We start from the raw sequence: 18,441 nt of genomic DNA on the forward strand, positions 1-18,441 counted from the left end.
GCACCAACCGATGCATTTAATCAAAGACGAGCTCGATTTCGGCCCCTGGCTAGACGCCGCCGCCGGCAGCAGCGTGGGCGCCGGTCCCCTGCCGCGCCGCGAGAACCAGGACAATTTCCTGCTGATCGATGCGACGGGCCACGCCGTCTGCCTGTCGCGCCAGGCGCCGTTCCACTGCCAGGTGCCCGGCTGGCCGCGCGGCCATGTGCGCGCCGCCGTGCTCGACGGCATGGGCGGCCACGGCCAGGGGCGCGAAGCGGCGGAAGCGGCCGTGCAAGGCTTGCTGGCCATGCCCGCCTGTCTCGATACGGCCAGCCTGGCAACCCGGCTCGACCAGTTGCACACGCGCTTGCAGGACACCTTCGCCAGGACGGCACCCGACCAGGCGCGTCCGCCCGGCACCACGCTGACCTTGCTGGAAGTGCCGCCCGGCGAAGCGCCGCTGCTGTATCACGTGGGCGATTCGCGCCTGTATGAAATTGCCGACGGGGCGGCCGGCATCCTCACCGTCGATCACGTGCCGGCCACCGCCTACGCCATGCGCGGCGCGCTCGACGAGACGCGCTGGCGCGCCGCCGTGCATGGCGAACACCACCCGCAAATCTCGCAGGCCTTCATCTTAGGCAACGCCATCAGCGACAGCTTGCAGCTCGACAAGCCCCTGCGCGGCCTCGATGCGGCCACCCTGCCGCCCTTCCTCGCCCACCTGGGCGACCGCCGCGTGTTGCGCGTACGCCCAGGCACCCACTATCTGCTGGCCAGCGACGGTTTCTGGGCCTGCGGGGATCCGCTCGCTCTTACGGCCCGCTGGCCCGCCCTGTGTGCGGGCAAGACTGCGGCACAGGCCGTCAGCGCCCTGTTCGAGGACTTTCTCGCCCGACCGCCAAAAGGCTTGTATAGCGACAACATCACCATGCTGGCGCTGCGCTTCGATGCGGAGTTCACCGCCCCAGGCGGCTAGCGGCCAGATAACCGGCCGTCGCCGACACGCCCGACAACACGGTGCCCCAGGCCATGTCGATCACCGTCAAGGCCAGCGGCCAGTCGCGCAAGGTCGCATAGTTGCTCAAGTCATAGGTGCCATAGGCAAGCAGACCGAGCAGCGCGCCCAGTGCCGCCGCCGTGCGCCCGCGGCGCGCGCGCAGTCCGGGCAGGATGGCAAAGACCAGCAAACCCGCCACGTACAGCAGATAAAACAACACGGCCGGCGCCCAGCGGGGAGACGCCGCCAGCAGCGGCCCCAGCGCCGCGGCGTACACGGGTTTCATCAGCACCGCCAGCCACAGGGCATCGATGGCGAGGAAGGCGCACAAGGTGGCGCCATAGGCAATGGCAAGCTGGAGCGGGCGTTGGACGGACATGATCGTCTCTCGATTCAAGCGTTGGGGGAACGGCTGTGCCAGCATAATGCAAAACACCCCTGGCTCGCATCGAGGACGTAAAAATGCCCGCCCCGCGCGCACGTGCATTGATGGGCAGCGACTCCTTGCAATATCAAAATAACATATCCAGAAAGATATAAAATGTGTTTTTGAGCAATAGTTTCCATGGCATGCATGACGCGGTGTGACGAGGGACATGAATTTGGGCAAAAAGAGCGCATTCCGGCGCTGCGGAAGTTGCCAAGCGGGCGCAAAAGCGCGTAAGCTCTCATGTATAACAGAGGGCAAAAAGTCCCCGCTCGATTCGAGTCAGAATGTCATGAAAAAATGCAGCAACCCGGAGCACCCGCACTGTACGTTCTGGGTCTTGCCTGGGGAAACAGTCTGCGCGGGCAACCACCCGCAAGCGATGCCTGTCCCCAGCAGCTACGACCTGTTGACCGCACTGCGCAGCGCCCGTTCCGAGCCATCGGCAACGGCGCTTTCGCACGCCCCGGCCCATGACGCTGTCGTTCACGCCGCGAGCGGCCCAGTACCGGTCTCCGCCGCGCCTGCGGCGTTCACGCCAGCCCCAGTCGCCGCGCCAGCGGTGCCCCCGGCCTACCAGCCGGTACAAGCCCATCTGCATATCAGCGGCTTCGATCCCCGCGCGGCGGGCGGACGGCAAACCCTGAAAATGGAATTGCGCGGCATGAGCGCCGCCTGCGCGCCGCAGCTGACCTTGCGTCTGCGCTCGGACCTGATCCCGCGCGGTGCTGTCCAGCATGATTTCGTGCGCACCACACGCGGCGACTGGCGTCCCGTGTTTGTCGAGTTTTCCTCACGCAACAAGGAACACGGGCAATATCAGATCGACGTCGAAGTGCGCAGCCATGTCGATGGCGCCGTGGCGCAAAAATGGGTATGCACCTTCGTCATCCTCGTGCCGCGCCGCGACGCCACCCTGACGGAAATCCACCAGATCTTCCTCAGCACGCATAAAAACGTGCGCGTGATGGCCGACGACGCCTCGATCGCCCGCGTGACGGGCGGCGACGGCTGCAACCTCGACGTGACGGCGCGCAATGCCGGCATTGCCCACGTGGATTTGTCCGCGCCGCAAGGCAAGATCGACATGGGCTTTACCACCATCGCCTGGGATGAGGAGTTGATCGAAGTCGACCTGCCCGCCGGCAGCCACTGCCATCCGCACCCGAGCCAGGCCGCCTGCCTCGTCAACGCGGCGCCGGAAGCGGGCGAACAGCGCCAGATCCGCCTGTTCGCGCTGGAAGAATGCATGCTGGGCCGTTTCGAACTGGTGGACCCGGAAGCCGACGTGCTGCTCAGCCATTTCAGCCCCGACGGCCAGGACAACAATGGCTTGACGCGCCGCCTGTCAGGCCGCCATGCCATCATCCGGCGCGGCCAGCAAGGCTTTGAAATCGAGGATGTGTCGCGCTACGGCGTGCTGCTGGACGGCGTGTGGCCCGGCAAGCACAAGCCCGTCGCCCTGCGTCTGGGCATGCGCATCGAATTGTCCGCCAGCATCAAGGGCATCGTCGTGCTCAGCGTCACGGCCCTGCTCGCGCATGGCGTGATCCTGCACCGCATCGACCATGGCGCCCGCGCCGAGTGTTTTTACCTGCTGCTGCCCGAGGCCCAGCCTGCACCGGCCAGCCACCTGGCCACGCCGCAGGCCAGTTGCCTGCCCGTGCTGTTCCACCGCCATGGCGGTTTCTGGCACCTGGACACCGCCAGCGGCAAGGAAACCGCGCTGGCGCCCGCCACCGCGCTCGACAAGCTCAGCGGCTTCGCGCGGCACAAGCGCTTCGCCAGCGAACCGTATCCGGAATGCTGGATCATCCGCACCGAAGGCGCGGCGCTGTGCGACAGCAGCGCGCTGACAGCATAGCAATCCCCCCATACGCCAGCGTCTGAAAAATGGTCAGAGCAAGGCGCGCTGCCGAAGACAGTAGGCATGTACGGCGAGGCGGTGCGACGCAGCTATGGCTTCGGACGCTAGCGCGGTATCAGCACGAGAAAAATCATCGACAGGCCCAGAATAAACACCGCTTCCAGCGTAAACACGATGGCCGGTATCTGCAATTCGCGCGGGATTTTCATGGCGACACCTCTTCAAAACGTGGGACTGCCTTCAGCATAGCGCGCCGTGCGCCAATTGCATTATCAGCCGCACAATAGACTTGACCGCCCGGCATGACCTGCCGCGTTCGCCGTCCTGGCCTGCGCGACACACAATTTAACAATTTAATGGCAGATATTCTGCAAATAGCACCCCTCCACGCCCATCAATACTGTATATTCATCCAGTTAATATCCCCCGGCATTTCACACAACGCCAGCATGGCGTTTTACATTTTATGGCTTCCAATAAAGCGCATCATGCGACCGGTTGGGCTGCCGGCGTGATCGCCGCGGCCCTGGTCGCGCACGCCGGCGCCGGTGGCCCCTATCAAGTGCTGAGCATGCTCGCCTTTGTCATGGGCGCGCTGGGCGGCACGGCGCCGGACTGGCTGGAAGTGGCCTGGTGGGCGCGCACGCACCGGCTGTGGATCACGCACCGCACGTGGACGCACTGGGGCCTGGCCTGGATCGCCCTGCTCGTCTATACCTATGTGCAGTTGCCGCACCACCTGTGGGCGCCGCCCCTGTTCGGCTTTGCCGCCGGCGGCATCATGCATTTGCTGGCAGACTGGCCCAATCCGCTGGGCGTGCCGTGGATCTTCCGCCGCCACTCGCTGCGCTGGTGGAAAAGCGGCCGCCACGACATCATCGTCATCATCGCCGCCTGGCTGGCCGCCACCGTCGTGGCCGATCACGTGTTTTTTGACGGCATCCACCTGCGGCGCACCGTGCTGGCGTTGGACGGCTTGCTGCACTGGTCCGCCACCGCCCTGCAGCAAGCCTGGGCGGATCTGCAACAGTGGCAGGAGCGCTGGCGCCTGGGAGCCCACGCCAATTGACCCGGCGGCGTGGCAATGTGATAATGAGTATCATTCTCAAACAGCCCAGCCAGCCGGCACCGCGTGTTCCGTCAGCCCAGCCCTTCCCTTGCCTGGAGAACGCAGTGAGCACCGTCAGTCCCGTCCATGCCAACCACCTGAGCACCCTGTACAGCGAGCACCACGGCTGGCTGTATGGCTGGCTGCGCGGCAAGCTGGGCAACCGCGCCGAAGCGGCCGACCTGGCGCAGGACACCTTTTTGCGCCTGCTGGGCAAGCGCGAGGCGGCACCGCTGCGCGAGCCGCGCGGCTACCTGGCGACCATCGCGCGCGGCTTGCTGATCGACCGCTACCGGCGCCAGGCGCTGGAACAGGCCTACATGGAAGCGCTGGCGCAGCAAGCCGAGCCAGTATCGGCGTGCGCCGAAACGCATGCCATCATCATCGAAACCCTGCTCGCCATCGACCGCCTGCTCGATAGGCTGGGCGCGCGCACGCGGGCCATCTTCCTGCTGGCGCAAATCGAGGAGCTCAGTCATGCGGACATCAGCCAGCGCCTCGGCGTCTCGCTGCCAACGGTGAAAAAACACCTGGTGCGCGCCTACACGGAATGCCTGATGCTGGCGGCCACATGATGTCCGGCACGATAACCGCTTCCACGCCCATCGCCCGCAAGGTGCTGGCCGCCGCCGCCCACTGGCACGTGGAACTCCAGGGCGGCAGCGCCGACCCGGCCGCCCTGCAGGCCTGGCGCGACGCCAGCGCCGAGCATGAACGGGCCTGGGAGCTGCTGCAACGCATGGATGGCCAGCTGGCCGCGCTGCAGCCCGCGCTGGCCCTGCCCACGCTGCAGGCGGCGCAGCAGCGCCGGCGCGCGGCCGCCAGGATACTCGCCCTGCTGGTGGCGGCCGGCGGCGGCATCGCGCTGGGCCAGGCGGGCCTGCAGTCCGGCCCATGGCAAGCCCTGACGGCGTCCTTGCGCACGGCGCCGGGCCAGCGCCGCCACCTCACCTTGGCCGATGACGGGCGCCTGGAGGTCAATACGGATAGCGCGCTGGACGTCGCTTACAGCGCCACGCAGCGCCGTATCCGCCTGCACCATGGCGAAATCATGATCACGACGGCGCCCGATCCGCGCCCCTTCCTCGTCGACACGCCGCACGGGGTGATCCGCGCGCTGGGCACGCGCTTCGGCATACGCTGCGACGACGATGGCGGCACCGTCAGCGTCTTCGAGCACGCCGTGGAAGTGCGCTGCGCGGCGCGACCGGATGCCGTGCGCCGCCTGGAAGCGGGACAGCAGCTGCGCTTCGGTGCCACTGGCGCGGATGACGTGGAAGCCATGCCGGCGCATCAGGACAGCTGGCTGCGCGGCATGCTGGTGGCCGCCGACTGGCCGCTGCAACAGCTGGTGGCGGAGCTGGCGCGCTACCGGCGCGGGCGTCTCGTCTGCGACGCCCGCGTGGCGCGGCGCCCCGTCACGGGCACCTACCGCCTTGACGATATCGACGCCGTGCTGGAAAGCCTGTGCGCCTCGCACGGGCTGCAAGTGACGTACTTCACGCGCTACTGGGCCACGCTGGCGGCCCGGCCGGCATAATTATTTTCCGTTTTTTTGCGCCAGGGGTTGGTGTTTTGATGCGCTGCTTCGGCTTGACAAGTAAGAAGCCGATTCATTGGCCATTTTCTTATCCCTTAGAGCAGAAAGACCGAGCATGCAGCTGACCACCCCCGTCCTCCATCCCGCCGCGCGCGCCATCCGCCTGGCCATCCTCGCCATGGCGTGCGCCGCCCCCGCCGCCTTCATCGCCGCGCCCGCGCTGGCACAAGGGCAGGCTGCCGCCACGGCGCAGCAAGCCTACGCCGTGTCAGCCGGCCCGCTGGCCACCACGCTGAACGATTTTGCCGTCGCCGCCGGCGTCAGCCTGTCGACCGATCCCGCGCAGACGCGCGGCCTGCGCTCGCCCGGCGTGCGCGGCAGCCACACTGTGGCGCAGGGTTTCGCCCAGGTGCTGGCCGGCAGCGGCCTGGAAGCCGTGCAACTGCCGAACGGCGCCTACGTGCTGCGCCATGCGGTGCCCTCCTCCGCGTCGGCGGCCGGCGTGGAAAAGACCATGGCGCCCGTGACGGTCAGCGCCAGCATGGAGCGCGACCCCGTCAGTGAACACAGCAACTCGTACGCGGCGCGTGCCGTCACCGTCGGCAAGGGCGTGCAAACCCTGCGCGAGATTCCCCAGTCCGTCAGCGTCGTCACGCGCCAGAAAATGGACGACCAGAACCTCAACACCATCGACGCCGTGCTGGCCAACACCACCGGCATCACCATGTACGACAGCCCCATGGGCGGGCGCTATGTGTATTCGCGCGGCTTCATGGTGGAAACCTACCAGTTCGACGGCGTCAACCGCGCCATGTACTACCCGCAGGCGAACAGCTTTACCAGCAATACGGCCATGCTGGACCGGGTGGAAATCGTGCGCGGCGCCACGGGACTGCTGCAGGGCACGGGTTCGCCCGGCGCCGCCATCAACATGGTGCGCAAGCGCCCGCTGGCGGAAAAGCAGGTGCAACTGGCGCTGGGCGCGGGCCGCTGGAACGACGTGCGCGGCGAAGTCGATGTCACCGGTCCTTTGACCGAATCGGGCAGCATCCGCGGCCGCGCCGTGGCCGCGCATGAGCAGCGCGATTATTTTTATGACGTGGCCGACAGCCGCACGGACGTGCTGTACGGCGTGCTGGAATTCGACCTGGCGCCGGGCAGCAAGCTGACGACGGGCGCCAGCTACGAGAAACTGCACTCGACGCCGTTCTTTTCCGGCATGCCCCGCTACCTCGATGGCGGCGACCCGAAGCTGCCCCGCTCGACCTACCTGGGCGCCGACTGGAACCGCTGGAACAGCCGCCAGACGGCCGTCTTCGCCGAATTCGAGCACCGCTTCGACGCCGACTGGTCGCTCAAGGCCAGCGCCAACTACACGCGCGAGCGGCATGACGTGAAATACATGTTCAGCCAGGGCGCGATCAACCCCGCTACCCTGGCCGGCATGATGATGTATGGCGGCGTGTTCGACTATGGCACCACCAACAAGGGCATCGACCTGTCGCTCGATGGCAAATTCAACGCCTTCGGCCGCCGCCACGGTTTCAGCGCCGGTGTCAGCACCAACCGCCTGGAAAGCGACAGCGATTTCAGCCTGGCCCTGCTACAGCAGCCGAACAAGCCGCTGCAACCGAACCACGGCGTGGCCGAGCCGAGCGACGCCTGGTTCCGCGAACACAGCTACCGGGGCGACCCCAGTGTGACGAAGATGACGCAGACGGGCGCCTACGGCGTGGCCCGCTTCAGCGTCAGCGATCCGCTCACCGTGGTGGCGGGCGCACGTGTGTCAAACTACAAATGGAGCAGCGTGTACCGCGACACGGGCGAGGTGTATATCGATCCGTACCGCGAAAACGGCGTCGTCACGCCATATGGCGGCGTCATTTACGCGTTTGACAAGCGCTGGTCCGGCTACGCCAGCGTGTCCGACATCTTCCAGCCGCAAAACCAGCGCACGGCCGACGGCGCCCTGCTCGACCCGCTCAAGGGCCGCAACCTGGAAGTGGGCGTAAAAGGGGAACTGTTCGACGGCAAGGTCAATACCTCGCTGGCGCTGTTCCGCATCGAGCAGCGCAACCGCGCGGAGCTCGACCTGGCCAATACCTGCTCCAGCGGCACGGAGTGCTATTTCTCGGCGGGCAAGGTACGCAGCGAAGGGATCGATGCGGAAATCAGCGGCGAAGTGGCGCCGGGCTGGCAGCTGTTCGCCGGCTACACCTTGAACAACTTCAAATACCTGGAGCAGACCTCGAACGCGGGCGTGATGTTCGCCAGCACCTACTCGCCGCGCCACATGCTGCGCGCGTGGAGCGACTATCGCCTGTCCGGCGCCTTGCGGAAGTGGAGCGTGGGCGGCGGCGTGAACTTCCAGACGGAGAGCTCGCGCATCACGCGCGACGTGACCGTGGCGCAAGGCGCGTATGCCTTGTGGAGCGCGCGCGCCGCGTACCAGATCGATCGCAACTGGACGGCGGCGCTGTCCGTGACGAACTTGCTCGACAAGCGCTACTATCAGACGGTGGGCGCACCGGCCTGGGGCAATTTCTATGGCGAGCCGCGCAAGGCCGCATTGACCCTGCGCGCGCGCTTCTGAACGCTATCAGGTCGCCGGGCGCAGGGGCGCCTTCGGCAACGGGATGAATTCCGTCTCGCCCGGCACCTGTCCCATGCGCTGGGCGCTCCAGTCGTCGGCCGCCTGCGACAAGCGCTCCTTGCTCGACGAGACGAAATTCCAGAACAGGAAGCGGTGGCCGTCCAGCGGCTCGCCGCCGATGACGACGAACTGCACCGGCGCGCCTCCCGCCGTCACGACAGGCACGGCGCCCGCCTCGATCAAGGCCATGGTGTGCGGCGCGAGTGCCACGCCGTCGAGCAGCACTTCCCCGCTGATCGGGTAGATCGCCGCTTCCGCCGGCAAGCCCTCCAGTCGCAGCTCTTTACCTGCTTCCAGCGCCACGTCCAGGTACAGCGTCTGCATGTAGGTGCGCACGGGCGAGGTCTGGCCAAACGCCGTGCCGATTAACACTTTCACCACGGCGCCATCGAGCGGCACGGCGGGAATGTCGGCTTGCGGCGTGTGCGTGAAACTCGGCTCGTCCTCTTCATGCGCCTTCGGCAGCGCGGCCCACAGCTGCAGGCCGTGCGTGCGGTGCGGCTGGCCCGCCAGGTCGTGCGGCGTGCGCTCGGAATGCACGATGCCGCGTCCGGCCGTCATCCAGTTGATGGCGCCCGGCTCGATGCGCTGGTACGAACCGATGCTGTCGCGGTGGTCGATCGCGCCCTCGAACAGATAGGTGACGGTGGCCAGGCCGATATGCGGATGGGGGCGCACGTCGTGGTTGGCGTCGGGCGCCACGTCGATGGGACCGAAGTGGTCGAAGAAAATGAAGGGGCCGACGGCCTGTTTTGCCGCGGCAGGCAGCAAACGCCGCACGACGAAGCCGCCGCCCAGGTCCTTCTCGTGGCTTTTCAGGATGGACGCGCTCATGCCAGCACCGTCGTGATTTCCGTGGTGACGGCCGTCATCAGCTTGTGGATCGGGCATTTGCCGGCCACGGCCAGCAATTCCTGGCGCTGCGCATCCGTCAGCTCGCCCGTCAGGTGCAGGGTGGCGGCCAGGCGGTAGACGCCCTTGCGCTCTTCGCCGGCATCGCGCTCGGTCGACACTTCCACGTGCTCCAGCGGGATGCCCTTGTGTCTGGCGTACCAGACGACGGTGAGCGCCTTGCAGGCGGACAGGGCGGCGTCGTACAGGTCGTGCGGCGACGGGCCGGCGTCGCCGCCGCCCTCCTCCACCGAGGCGTCGGCGGAAATGATGTGATCGCGCACGTGCACGATGTGGCGCATGGGTTGCGACTGGTCGCGGATGGCTTTGATGGTCATGGCGTTCCTTGGTGCGTTTGGAAAGCCACAATTTACACCGTTTGCCCGCCCGGCGCAGCCCGCGCCCCTGCTACCTGGTCATTTGATACGGAACAGGGCGTCGACCGCCTGCGTCATCATCAGACCAGGACGATCGATTTGGCCATCTCGTCGTAGCCGCCCTAATCGAGCGTGCGCGCCACCCGGAATCCCACGATGTCGTTCGACAGCACGGTGGAAAAGCCGTTGCGCAGGGCCGAACGCAGGTAGCGCGGGTGGTACAGCCAGGAGCCGCCGCGCAGGATGCGTCGGCTGCTGTCGCTGCCCTCTTCCCACGCGCTGCCATCGACGGGCGCGCCTTCGTAATTGTCGTGCACCACGTCCTGCACCCATTCCCACACATTGCCATGCATGTCGAACAGGCCCCAGGAATTCGGCGCGAAGGTGCCCAGCGGCGTGGTGCCGCCGCGGTACACGCCGCGCGGACCGCCGTTGTACACGTACAGGCCGTCGTAGTTGGCCTGTTCCGTGCTGATGGTGTCGCCCACGTTGAAGGCCGTGCGCGTGCCGGCGCGGCACGCGTATTCCCATTCAGCCTCGCTGGGTAGGCGGTAATGCCTGCCCGTGCGTTCGCTCATCCACGCCAGGTACAGCTGCGCGTCATTCCAGCTCACGCCAACCACCGGGTGCTGCTCGTTCTGCACGAAACCGGGATTGTCCCAGTCCGTCTCGGAGCCGCCACCCCATCCGGTCGCCTTGACGAAGGCGCGCCACTCGCCCACGCTGACGGGGTGGCGCGCCAGCGCGAACGGGCGCTCGATGCCGACCCAGTGCTGCGGCATCTCGCGCTCGAGCCAGGCCTGCTGCGAGCCGGCCTGGATGGCCGCCTTGTGTTCCGTCTCGTGCGCGCCCATCTGGAAGCGGCCGCTGGGAATGAGCACCAGCTCCGGCCCCTGTCCCGAGCCATCGAGAAAATCATCGCGCAAGATGCCTTCCGCATTGGCCACCGGTTCCACGTGTTCCGCTGCCGCTGCCGGCGCAGCTGCGGCGACCGGTGCGGCGGCGCGGCTGGCCTCTTCGCGGCGCGCCCGTTCCTGCTCGGCGCGATAGGCCGCCTCCGCCTTGGCGACGATGGCCTTGCGCTGCAATTCCTGGTGTTCCTGCAGTGCCGTGGCGGCATCGGCTTCGCGGCGCGCGCGCAACTGGCCGCGCAGCGCTTCCTTGCGCAGCTTGCGCGCCTCTTCCGCTTCGAAATGGCGCTGCGCCTCCTGCTCGCGGCGCAGCTTGTCCTGCCGCTGCTTTTCCAGCGCCGCCGCCTGGATTTCCGCCTTGCGGCGCTGGTCCAGCTCTTCCTGGCGTATGCGGGCCTGCTTGAGCTCTTCCTCGCGGGCCCGTTCGGCGGCCAGCGCCGCCTGCCGTTGTTGCTGCGCCTGCTGCGCCGCGCGCGCCTGCTGCTGGCGCGCCTGTTCCGCCAGTTCTTCGGGCGACGGCCCGGCCGCGCGCTCCAGCCCTTCCAGCAAGGCTTGCACGGATTGCGGCCGCAGTTCCGCCGTCAAGGAAAACCCGTTCTGCAAGACCTGCCACTGCTGCGCGTTGAGCGCCTGCGGTGCCGACGGCAGATGGCTGGCGCTGCGCGCATCGTCGAACGGCATGCGCCCTTCGAGCATCTGGTAAATCATCACGGCCACCGCATACACGTCCAGGCGCGGACTGGGCTGGCGCTGGTTGGCGCCTGCCTCGGGCGCCCGATAACCGTGCGTGCCGGCGTTCGGCATGTCCAGCGCCAGGCTGCTGTCCGCATTGCGCACGCGCGACGCGATGCCATAGTCGAGCAGTTTGACGTCACCCTTCGCCGTCAGGAAGACATTACCCGGCTTGATATCGCGGTGCACCAGCTTGTGCTTTTCCCACGCATACGACAGGGCGTCGGCCACCGGCTGCAGCAATCGCTGCACGGTCGACAGCGGCAGCGCGCCCTCGCGCGCCAGATAGTGCTCGAGGTCTTCGCCGTCGAGGCATTCCATGATGATGAAATAGCTGGCCGTGGCCGGGTCCTGCGCCCACTCGTAGACGCGCACGATGTTTTCATGCGCGAGCTTCCGGGCCTGGGTCGCTTCCTCGATCAGCAGCTTGGCGTGCGTGGCGCTTTGCGTCAGCTGCGGCGGCAAGATCTTCAGCGCCACCATTTCGCTGCTGCCCAGCTCCGCGTGCGTGGCCAGGTCGGTCGCTTGCCACACCTGCCCCATGCCGCCCGTGCCGATCAGCCGTTCCAGACGGTAGCGGCGGTTCTGCGGGCCGATTTCCTGGCCCGTCATGAAGCCCAGCTCCGTGCCCTGGCGCACGGGCAACGGCGCGGCCACAGGCGCGGCGCCGGGCGGCGCGTACTCGGCGTCGAGGATGGCGTTCTTGCGGCGTTCAAATTCCTGCTCGCTGAGCAGCCCGTCGTCGTGGAGGGCGCGCAGTTCCCGCAGTTTGTCTCGTGCTTTTTGCATCATCGGGGGTGAAACGCTTCCATCAAGGCTGCAGGGCGACGCCGCAGGCGGCGCAGAATTTATCTTCGGGATGGCCGGCGCGCTGCACATGGCCGTTCTTGCAGCGGGCCGGCGCGGCGGCGCCCGGCCCGACACCTGGCTGCAGCGCCTGCGCCACGGCCACGCCCAGCTGCGCCTGCGCCGACAAACCATGCGCGTGCGCCGCGTTCTGCAGGTTGATCAAGTCCAGCTGCTGGCGCCGTTCGCGCTCCGCCTGGCCTTCCAGGTAGCTGCGCTCCTGCGCCACGCCGTCCTGCGCCATGCGCAGCGCATCGGCGGGAGACACGCTGTTCTCGGCCGCCGCCAGCGCCGCCAGCGCGTGGATCTGCTCGGCGCTCATGCCCGCCTGCAGCTGCACTTTCAGCACTTGCGCCAGCGCGGCCGCGTTCTGCCCGGCGGCCATGGCCACCTTGCCCGTGTCGCTCAAGCTGCCGATTTTCTCGATGCGGTCGATGTCGATGCGCGCCAGTTCGGCCGCATGCGCCTGCCGCGCCAGCAGGGCTTCATACTCGCCCTTCCAGCGCGCGTAATCGCTTTCGCGCTGCTGCGCCATGGCCAGCAGGTCGCGCTGCCATTGCGCCTCCTGTTCCAGCTGCCGCAGCTGCTGGCGCTGTTCCTCGATGGCCAGCGCGTCGAGCTGCGCCAGCTGCGTTTGCTGCTGCAGCTGGCGCGCATGCACGCCGTCGGCCTCGATGGTGCGCAGCAGCTTTTCCTGCTGTGCGATGGCGTCCTCGCGCGCGCCGCCGCGCCGCAGCGCCGCGACCTTTTCCGCGATTTCCGCCGCCTGCACCTGGGCCGCTTCATCCTTGTGCGCCTCGGCGCGCAGCAACTCGCGCTGGCGCGCCAGCTGCATCTGGTCTTCCCACTCCTGCACCCGCTCCGCCTCGCGCTTGCGCGCCGCGTTGGCCAGCATCAGGCCCTGCCAGGCGGCCTGGTGCTGCTCCGCCTCCAGCTGCGCCTCGCGCTGGGCCGCATCCGCTTCCGCCTGGCGCAGGCGCGCCAGCTGGGTGCGGCGCCCCGTCTCGTCGTCGATCAGCAGCGCGCTTTCCACTTGCTGCGCGATCGACTGCAAGTGCACCTGGTGCGTAAAGCGCTGCTGCGCCAGCTGGATCTGTTCGCGCCCATGCAGCTGCGACAATTCCAGCTCGCTGCGCATCTTGATGGCGGCCAGCGCCCGCACGTGCTCCCAGTTGGCCGCGTCATCGGCCCGCTGCGCGCCCTTCTGCGCCAGTTCCTGTTCCAGTTCGCCCAGCGCCAGCGCGGCGCCATGGTCGAGCGCCTGGCGCCGCGACTTCGCTTCCAGGATGCGGCCATACAGGTCGATCTGGCGGCCGCGCAGCGCTTGCAGGCGCTCCGCTTCCTGGTGGTTCAGTTCCGCCTTTTCCACCGTCGCGTCCTGCGTCAGTTCGGCGCGGCGATGCGCGTGGCGCGCCGCCAGTTCCTCGCGGCGGATGCGCTGCCACTCTTCCTCGTCATACAGCTGGTCGAGCTGCTTCATGCGTTCCAGGCTGCGCTGCTCCAGTTCCTGCGCCGGCAAGCCGCCCAGCCACAGGGTGCCGATGCTGGCGCCGGCGTCACCCTCGCGCTTGTCGTGCCGCAGGGCCAGCGTCTCCACGCGGGCCACGGCCAGGCCGCTGGGCGCCAGGCGCTGCGTCAGCGCCGATTGCAGGCGTTCATTGAGTTCGGGACGCAGGTCGGCATTCGCGTCCATCTCGCGCAGCGCGCGGCTGCCGATGAATTCCAGCGCGATCTGGCGCACGGATGGCAGCAGCAAGGCGTGCAGGTGGGCGCGCGTGACGGCGCCCGGCGCGCGCATGAACTGGCGCGCGAACGCGTCGGGCTGGCCCAGCGCGATATCCACGCGCAGCGACGCGGCGACGTTGAGCAGTTCCGTGCTGGCCAGGCCGGGCAGGTCGAATTCCAGGCTGACGGCGTCGGCGCGCGCGATCAGCACTTCGGCGGCGCGCGCCGGCAGCAGCGCGGGCAGGCGCGCGAAGAAGGCGGCGCTGTCGTAGTCGCCGGCCGGTATCAAGGTGAAAGCGTCCGATTGCACGATCCAGGCGCGCGACTGGGCGGGCACCTGCAGGCGCCGCGCCGCGCTGCCGAACAGCGAGGACAGTTCGCGCACGCCGAAGAACAGGGCTAGTTGCCCATCAGCAAGTTGCCATTGATTGGCATGCAGCACCGCGTCGCTGTCGGGTGCCCCCAGCGACAGGCCGCATTGCGCGCAATAGCCGGCGGCGGCGCCGTTCTTGTGCTCGCAACGCGGGCAGCGGGCGCCGCCAAAACCAAACAATTGGAACATGTGTGACTCCTGATGAGAATGATTGTGTGCGCAACACCGCTGCCATGCTGATTCTAGCAGGACGTCCGGCGCGGCACGGCGCACAACACTGTGCAGCGTCGAATAATGCCATAGGGCAATTGCATTCATATGCACGGATACAGGGCGAATTAGGCCTCAATTCAAGCGGTCGCCCGCCAGTCCCGTGCGGCGGCATTTCAGCGCCGTTTTTTTGCAGGCCATCCCGCCAAAACCACGGCTGGTCGCATGCGCATGGCGCATCGGCGCGCGCCTGGCTACAGTGCATGCATACCCACCCGCCACCCGAAAGGAACCATCATGAAAACCCTGAAAAACATGGAAGCCATCTTCACCGTCGCCGTCGCCATCGCCTGCGGCGCCAGCTATGTCAGCTTCGTGCAACCATCGGCCGCCAAGGCCGCTGATGTGGCGCAAGCGAACGCCATCCCCGTGGTGGTGGTCAGCGCCAAGCGCCTGACGGAACAGGAAAAGAAAATCTCGCTGATCGAGGAACGGCAAGCCTTGCTGGGCAATGCCACCGCCAGCACCCTGTGAGCCACCGATGCTGACCCCCACGCCGCCTGGCGCGCGCTTGAATAGCCCCCACGCCAGGCCGCCATTTGCCTCCGATTTGTATCTGCCACGGATACACGGACACACAGCATTGTGTCAATTGTAATAAGTTGAATCAAAGGCGAAAAACCGCCAGCAAGCGCCTATAGTCCATTTCACGCAATCACCGAAATGGAGCACACCATGAAACCCATCACACTCTACGCAGCCGCCATGCTTGCCATCAGCGCCGCAGCCTTCCTGCCCGTGCAGGCCATGGCGCAGAATCAGCTCGGCGTCAGTATTGTCGTCGGCAACGCCCCGCCTCCGCCACGGTTCGAGAGCGCGCCAGCGCCGCGCGTCGGCTATGTCTGGGCGCCCGGCTACTGGAACTGGGATGGCCAGCGCCACGTCTGGACCGGCGGCGAATGGCTGCGCGAACGGGGCGGCAATCAGTACCGCCGCGCCGCCTGGATACAGGAGAACAACCGCTGGCGCCTGGACCGTGGCGGCTGGGTCGCCGCGCAAGTGCAGCCCGTGCGCTATGACGAAATCCGCATCGCCCCGCCGCCACCACGCCGCGAGGCCATCCCGCGCGCCCGCCATGGCTATGTCTGGGCCCCGGGCCACTGGGAATGGCGCAGCCAGCGCTACGCCTGGACACCGGGCGTGTGGATCGCCGAACGCCCCGGCTACGTGTATGCGGCGCCCGTCTGGAACCAGCGCGACGGCCGCTGGCAGATGGAACAAGGCCGCTGGTCGCCACGCGGACCGAACGGCGACCGTGACCGCGACGGCATCCCGAATCGTTATGACCACGACAATGGCAACCGCCATGACCGCGACAATGGCAACCGCCGCGACCGCGATGGCGATGGCGTGCCCAACCGCGACGACCGGCGTCCGGACAACCCGAACCGCAGCTGACACGCGGTTGTAGTGACCGACAAGGCCACCGTTCGCGGTGGCCTTGTCATTTTCCGGACACATCCGTGTATTAACATCGCGCGACGATCAATCACACTGCGCGAGAAAGATTCACGATGGCGATGGAAATTGCCGGTTTTACCTACGGCTCGGACACCTCGGGCCTGGTCTGGGGCTTCCTGTTTGGCCGCGACGGGCAGCCGCTGGCGCTCGACTCGACGGCGGCCCTGGCCTGGCTGGCCGATGGCGCGACGCGCCCGGCGCAGGAATTCGTCTGGCTGCATTTCAATTTATCGCATGCGGCCAGCGAAAAATGGCTGATGACGCATACGCGGCTGGCCGACGAATTCTATGAAACCCTGCACCAGGGCTCGCGCTCGACGCGCATCGAACAGGCGGAAAACACCCTGATCGCCGTGGTCAACGATGTGGTGCACAATTTCTCGTTCGAGGCGTCCGACATTTCCACCATGTGGGCCAGCGTGGCGCAAGACCTCGTCATCACGGCGCGCCGCGCGCCGCTGCAGTCGATCGAGCGCCTGCGCCAGGCCGTCATCAAGAACCATGAGCCGATCCGCTCGTCGGTGGAGCTGCTGATCCACCTGCTGCGCGACCAGGCCGACGTGCTGGTCAACATCGTGCGCGACGCCGTGGCGCGGGTCGACGATATCGAGGATCACTTGCTGGCCGGGCGCCTGGTGCCGAAACGCGAAGACCTGGGCGCCATGCGGCGCGTGCTGGTGCGGCTGCAGCGCCTGCTGGCGCCGGAACCGGCCGCCCTGTTCCGCCTGCTGCAACGCCCGCCCGCGTGGGTTTCGGAACTGGACAGCCTGGAATTGCGCCAGTCGACGGAGGAATTTTCCGTGGTGCTTAGCGATATGTCGTCCTTGCAGGAGCGCATCAAGCTGCTGCAGGAAGAGATCGCCGCCAGCGTCAACGAGGAAAACAGCCGCAGCCTGTTCGTGCTGACCATCGTCACCGTGCTGGCCTTGCCGATCAATATCATCGCCGGCATGCTGGGCATGAATGTGGGGGGAATTCCGCTGGCCCAGCACCCGCAGGGTTTCTGGATCATCGTTGCCATCATCGTCACGTTCACGGTCGTGGCGGGATGGCTGGTGGTGCGCGTGCAACGCAATAGCTGACTATTGGAAACACGGCCTGGCAGGCGAACGGCAGGCGCCGTCCGCCATCACTGCTTGCCGCGCTTAGCGGTGGTATTCGCCAGCCCGCTCAGGCTGGTAAACGATTTCCTCGATCTTGACCTTCACCACGCCGCCCGGCATGGGCCAGGCGATGCTGTCGCCGACGGACAGACCCAGCAGCGCGCTGCCGACGGGCGCCAGCACGGAAATGCGGTCGGCCTGGCCTTCCACGTCCTTCGGATACACGAGCGTCAGGCAAAACTCTTCCTTGTTTTCCACCGTGAAACGCACGGTGGAATTCATCGTCACGACGGTCGGCGGAATCTCTTGCGGCTCGAGCACCTCGGCGCGGCCCAGCTCGTCGAGCAAGGCGGCCTTGTCCGGCGACAGATTATTACCCAAGGCATACAACAACGCTTCCAGTCGTTCCAGGTCTTGTGACGACAAAATAATTTTTGGTTTTTTTTCCAAGATATCCTCACTATTGATCATTAGGGCGACGTCCGGTTTTGCTGGCGGCAGCTTGCTTGGCCGCGGCAGACAAAACAAACAGCATCAGAACGTCCATCATCAGCGGATTATGGACGAACTCGCGGAGCAAGGCCATAGCGTTCTCGCATTCTTCATTAAAATTTATTAAAATCAATGACTTGCAATGCACCATACGGACAAAAAAGTTAATCCATACCGGGATGGCGGCGACATGGAAGTTATTCTTGATGGCATTTTGTTTATTGTCAGCATGTTTTTAAAGGAAAAAACCGGCTGGCAAAAAAAGGATTAGAATTCAGTTTAAATTATTATTAGAAAGACACCCCTTGCCTTTTCCGCCTGACTTGTTGCCTACGTAGGTCGCGGGAAATGATTGTGAAGTTATGACGAACAGAACCGGATGCGCTGCAAGGCGCCCGTTGCGACGCAGTGCAGGCACTGCTAGCAGCGGGTAACGCCGCAGAGCGCCGGTGATGGAAGTCAGAAATCACAATAATTTATTACGACCTGCTTAGCCTGCCGCCACCGGCCTGTGGCAGGCATACAAAATTGCCGCGCGCCCTGTACTTTCACGCTGCGAAATGACAATATGTCGGCCTTAACAACACGTTGAGAGTTCCGGCTCACTTCGGTTTTCATCAGACTGGAACGTAAAGTATGGCAGGGCGAGGCGCGATCACAGGGGGCGACGGCAAGCGGGGCAG

The 18,441-nt window shown here is 66.1% G+C and carries 17 protein-coding genes; 10 read left to right on the plus strand and 7 right to left on the minus strand.

Features of this window, described 5'->3' with window-relative positions; genetic code table 11:
* The first annotated feature begins 10 nt into the window (after positions 1 to 10).
* On the plus strand, positions 11 to 961 hold the full coding sequence (locus GCN78_RS06330; RefSeq protein WP_152250952.1) for a PP2C family protein-serine/threonine phosphatase: 951 nt from the start codon (positions 11 to 13) through the stop codon (positions 959 to 961).
* Here the strand turns inward: GCN78_RS06330 and GCN78_RS06335 are convergent.
* Positions 942 to 1,361: a DUF2177 family protein gene (locus GCN78_RS06335; RefSeq protein ID WP_152250953.1), complete on the minus strand. Its 420-nt coding sequence runs from the start codon at positions 1,359 to 1,361 to the stop codon at positions 942 to 944. The genes GCN78_RS06330 and GCN78_RS06335 overlap by 20 nt on opposite strands.
* 340 nt (positions 1,362 to 1,701) lie before the next feature.
* Between GCN78_RS06335 and GCN78_RS06340 the strand changes: the two genes are divergently transcribed.
* The 5 genes from GCN78_RS06340 to GCN78_RS06360 all read left to right on the plus strand — a co-directional run bounded on the left by GCN78_RS06340 (position 1,702) and on the right by GCN78_RS06360 (position 8,517).
* Complete coding sequence (locus tag GCN78_RS06340) at positions 1,702 to 3,273, plus strand: FHA domain-containing protein (RefSeq protein WP_226939498.1); 1,572 nt, start codon at positions 1,702 to 1,704, stop codon at positions 3,271 to 3,273.
* A gap of 469 nt (positions 3,274 to 3,742) precedes the next feature.
* Positions 3,743 to 4,345 (plus strand): metal-dependent hydrolase, encoded by a 603-nt coding sequence (locus GCN78_RS06345; RefSeq protein WP_152250954.1) that lies wholly within the window; start codon positions 3,743 to 3,745, stop codon positions 4,343 to 4,345.
* A 104-nt stretch (positions 4,346 to 4,449) separates the two neighbouring features.
* Entirely contained in the window at positions 4,450 to 4,959 is a 510-nt protein-coding gene (locus GCN78_RS06350) for a sigma-70 family RNA polymerase sigma factor (protein WP_226939499.1), read from the plus strand.
* A complete protein-coding gene (locus tag GCN78_RS06355; RefSeq protein ID WP_193316633.1) occupies positions 4,959 to 5,924 on the plus strand; it encodes a FecR domain-containing protein in 966 nt (321 codons plus the stop codon). The genes GCN78_RS06350 and GCN78_RS06355 overlap by 1 nt, the downstream gene beginning before the upstream one ends.
* 115 nt (positions 5,925 to 6,039) lie before the next feature.
* Positions 6,040 to 8,517: a TonB-dependent siderophore receptor gene (locus GCN78_RS06360; protein ID WP_152250957.1), complete on the plus strand. Its 2,478-nt coding sequence runs from the start codon at positions 6,040 to 6,042 to the stop codon at positions 8,515 to 8,517.
* Positions 8,518 to 8,523: 6 nt separating this feature from the next.
* Here GCN78_RS06360 and GCN78_RS06365 read toward each other — a convergent pair whose 3' ends face one another.
* The 4 genes from GCN78_RS06365 to GCN78_RS06380 form a co-directional block, all read right to left on the minus strand.
* Positions 8,524 to 9,411, minus strand: coding sequence for a pirin family protein (locus GCN78_RS06365; protein ID WP_152250958.1), 888 nt, complete (start codon positions 9,409 to 9,411; stop codon positions 8,524 to 8,526).
* On the minus strand, positions 9,408 to 9,806 hold the full coding sequence (locus GCN78_RS06370; protein WP_152250959.1) for an OsmC family protein: 399 nt from the start codon (positions 9,804 to 9,806) through the stop codon (positions 9,408 to 9,410). The genes GCN78_RS06365 and GCN78_RS06370 overlap by 4 nt, the downstream gene beginning before the upstream one ends.
* 161 nt (positions 9,807 to 9,967) lie before the next feature.
* Entirely contained in the window at positions 9,968 to 12,280 is a 2,313-nt protein-coding gene (locus GCN78_RS06375; RefSeq protein ID WP_193316634.1) for an SUMF1/EgtB/PvdO family nonheme iron enzyme, read from the minus strand.
* 19 nt (positions 12,281 to 12,299) lie between these two features.
* A complete protein-coding gene (locus GCN78_RS06380; protein WP_152250961.1) occupies positions 12,300 to 14,621 on the minus strand; it encodes a coiled-coil domain-containing protein in 2,322 nt (773 codons plus the stop codon).
* Between the two features lie 318 nt (positions 14,622 to 14,939).
* Between GCN78_RS06380 and GCN78_RS06385 the strand changes: the two genes are divergently transcribed.
* From GCN78_RS06385 to GCN78_RS06395, 3 genes are all read left to right on the plus strand, one after another.
* Positions 14,940 to 15,176 carry a hypothetical protein gene (locus tag GCN78_RS06385; RefSeq protein WP_152250962.1) on the plus strand — a complete coding sequence of 79 codons (237 nt, stop codon included), beginning with the start codon at positions 14,940 to 14,942 and terminating at the stop codon, positions 15,174 to 15,176.
* 201 nt (positions 15,177 to 15,377) lie between these two features.
* The gene (locus GCN78_RS29585; RefSeq protein ID WP_226939500.1) at positions 15,378 to 16,100 is read left to right on the plus strand and encodes a YXWGXW repeat-containing protein; all 723 of its coding nucleotides are present in this window, start codon (positions 15,378 to 15,380) and stop codon (positions 16,098 to 16,100) included.
* Between the two features lie 116 nt (positions 16,101 to 16,216).
* Positions 16,217 to 17,245 (plus strand): transporter, encoded by a 1,029-nt coding sequence (locus GCN78_RS06395; RefSeq protein ID WP_226939501.1) that lies wholly within the window; start codon positions 16,217 to 16,219, stop codon positions 17,243 to 17,245.
* Between the two features lie 63 nt (positions 17,246 to 17,308).
* Here the strand turns inward: GCN78_RS06395 and rnk are convergent, their stop codons facing one another.
* Together rnk and GCN78_RS29880 are read right to left on the minus strand one after the other, a co-directional pair.
* Positions 17,309 to 17,716 carry a nucleoside diphosphate kinase regulator gene (gene rnk / locus GCN78_RS06400; RefSeq protein ID WP_162835757.1) on the minus strand — a complete coding sequence of 136 codons (408 nt, stop codon included), beginning with the start codon at positions 17,714 to 17,716 and terminating at the stop codon, positions 17,309 to 17,311.
* A 10-nt stretch (positions 17,717 to 17,726) separates the two neighbouring features.
* Positions 17,727 to 17,852, minus strand: a complete 126-nt coding sequence (locus GCN78_RS29880; RefSeq protein WP_264372674.1) for a hypothetical protein — start codon at positions 17,850 to 17,852, stop codon at positions 17,727 to 17,729.
* Positions 17,853 to 17,900: 48 nt separating this feature from the next.
* Between GCN78_RS29880 and GCN78_RS29885 the strand changes: the two genes are divergently transcribed.
* Positions 17,901 to 18,029, plus strand: a complete 129-nt coding sequence (locus tag GCN78_RS29885; protein ID WP_264372675.1) for a hypothetical protein — start codon at positions 17,901 to 17,903, stop codon at positions 18,027 to 18,029.
* Positions 18,030 to 18,441 lie beyond the last annotated feature (412 nt).

This window comes from Janthinobacterium rivuli, assembly GCF_009208735.1.
Lineage (GTDB): Bacteria > Pseudomonadota > Gammaproteobacteria > Burkholderiales > Burkholderiaceae_D > Janthinobacterium.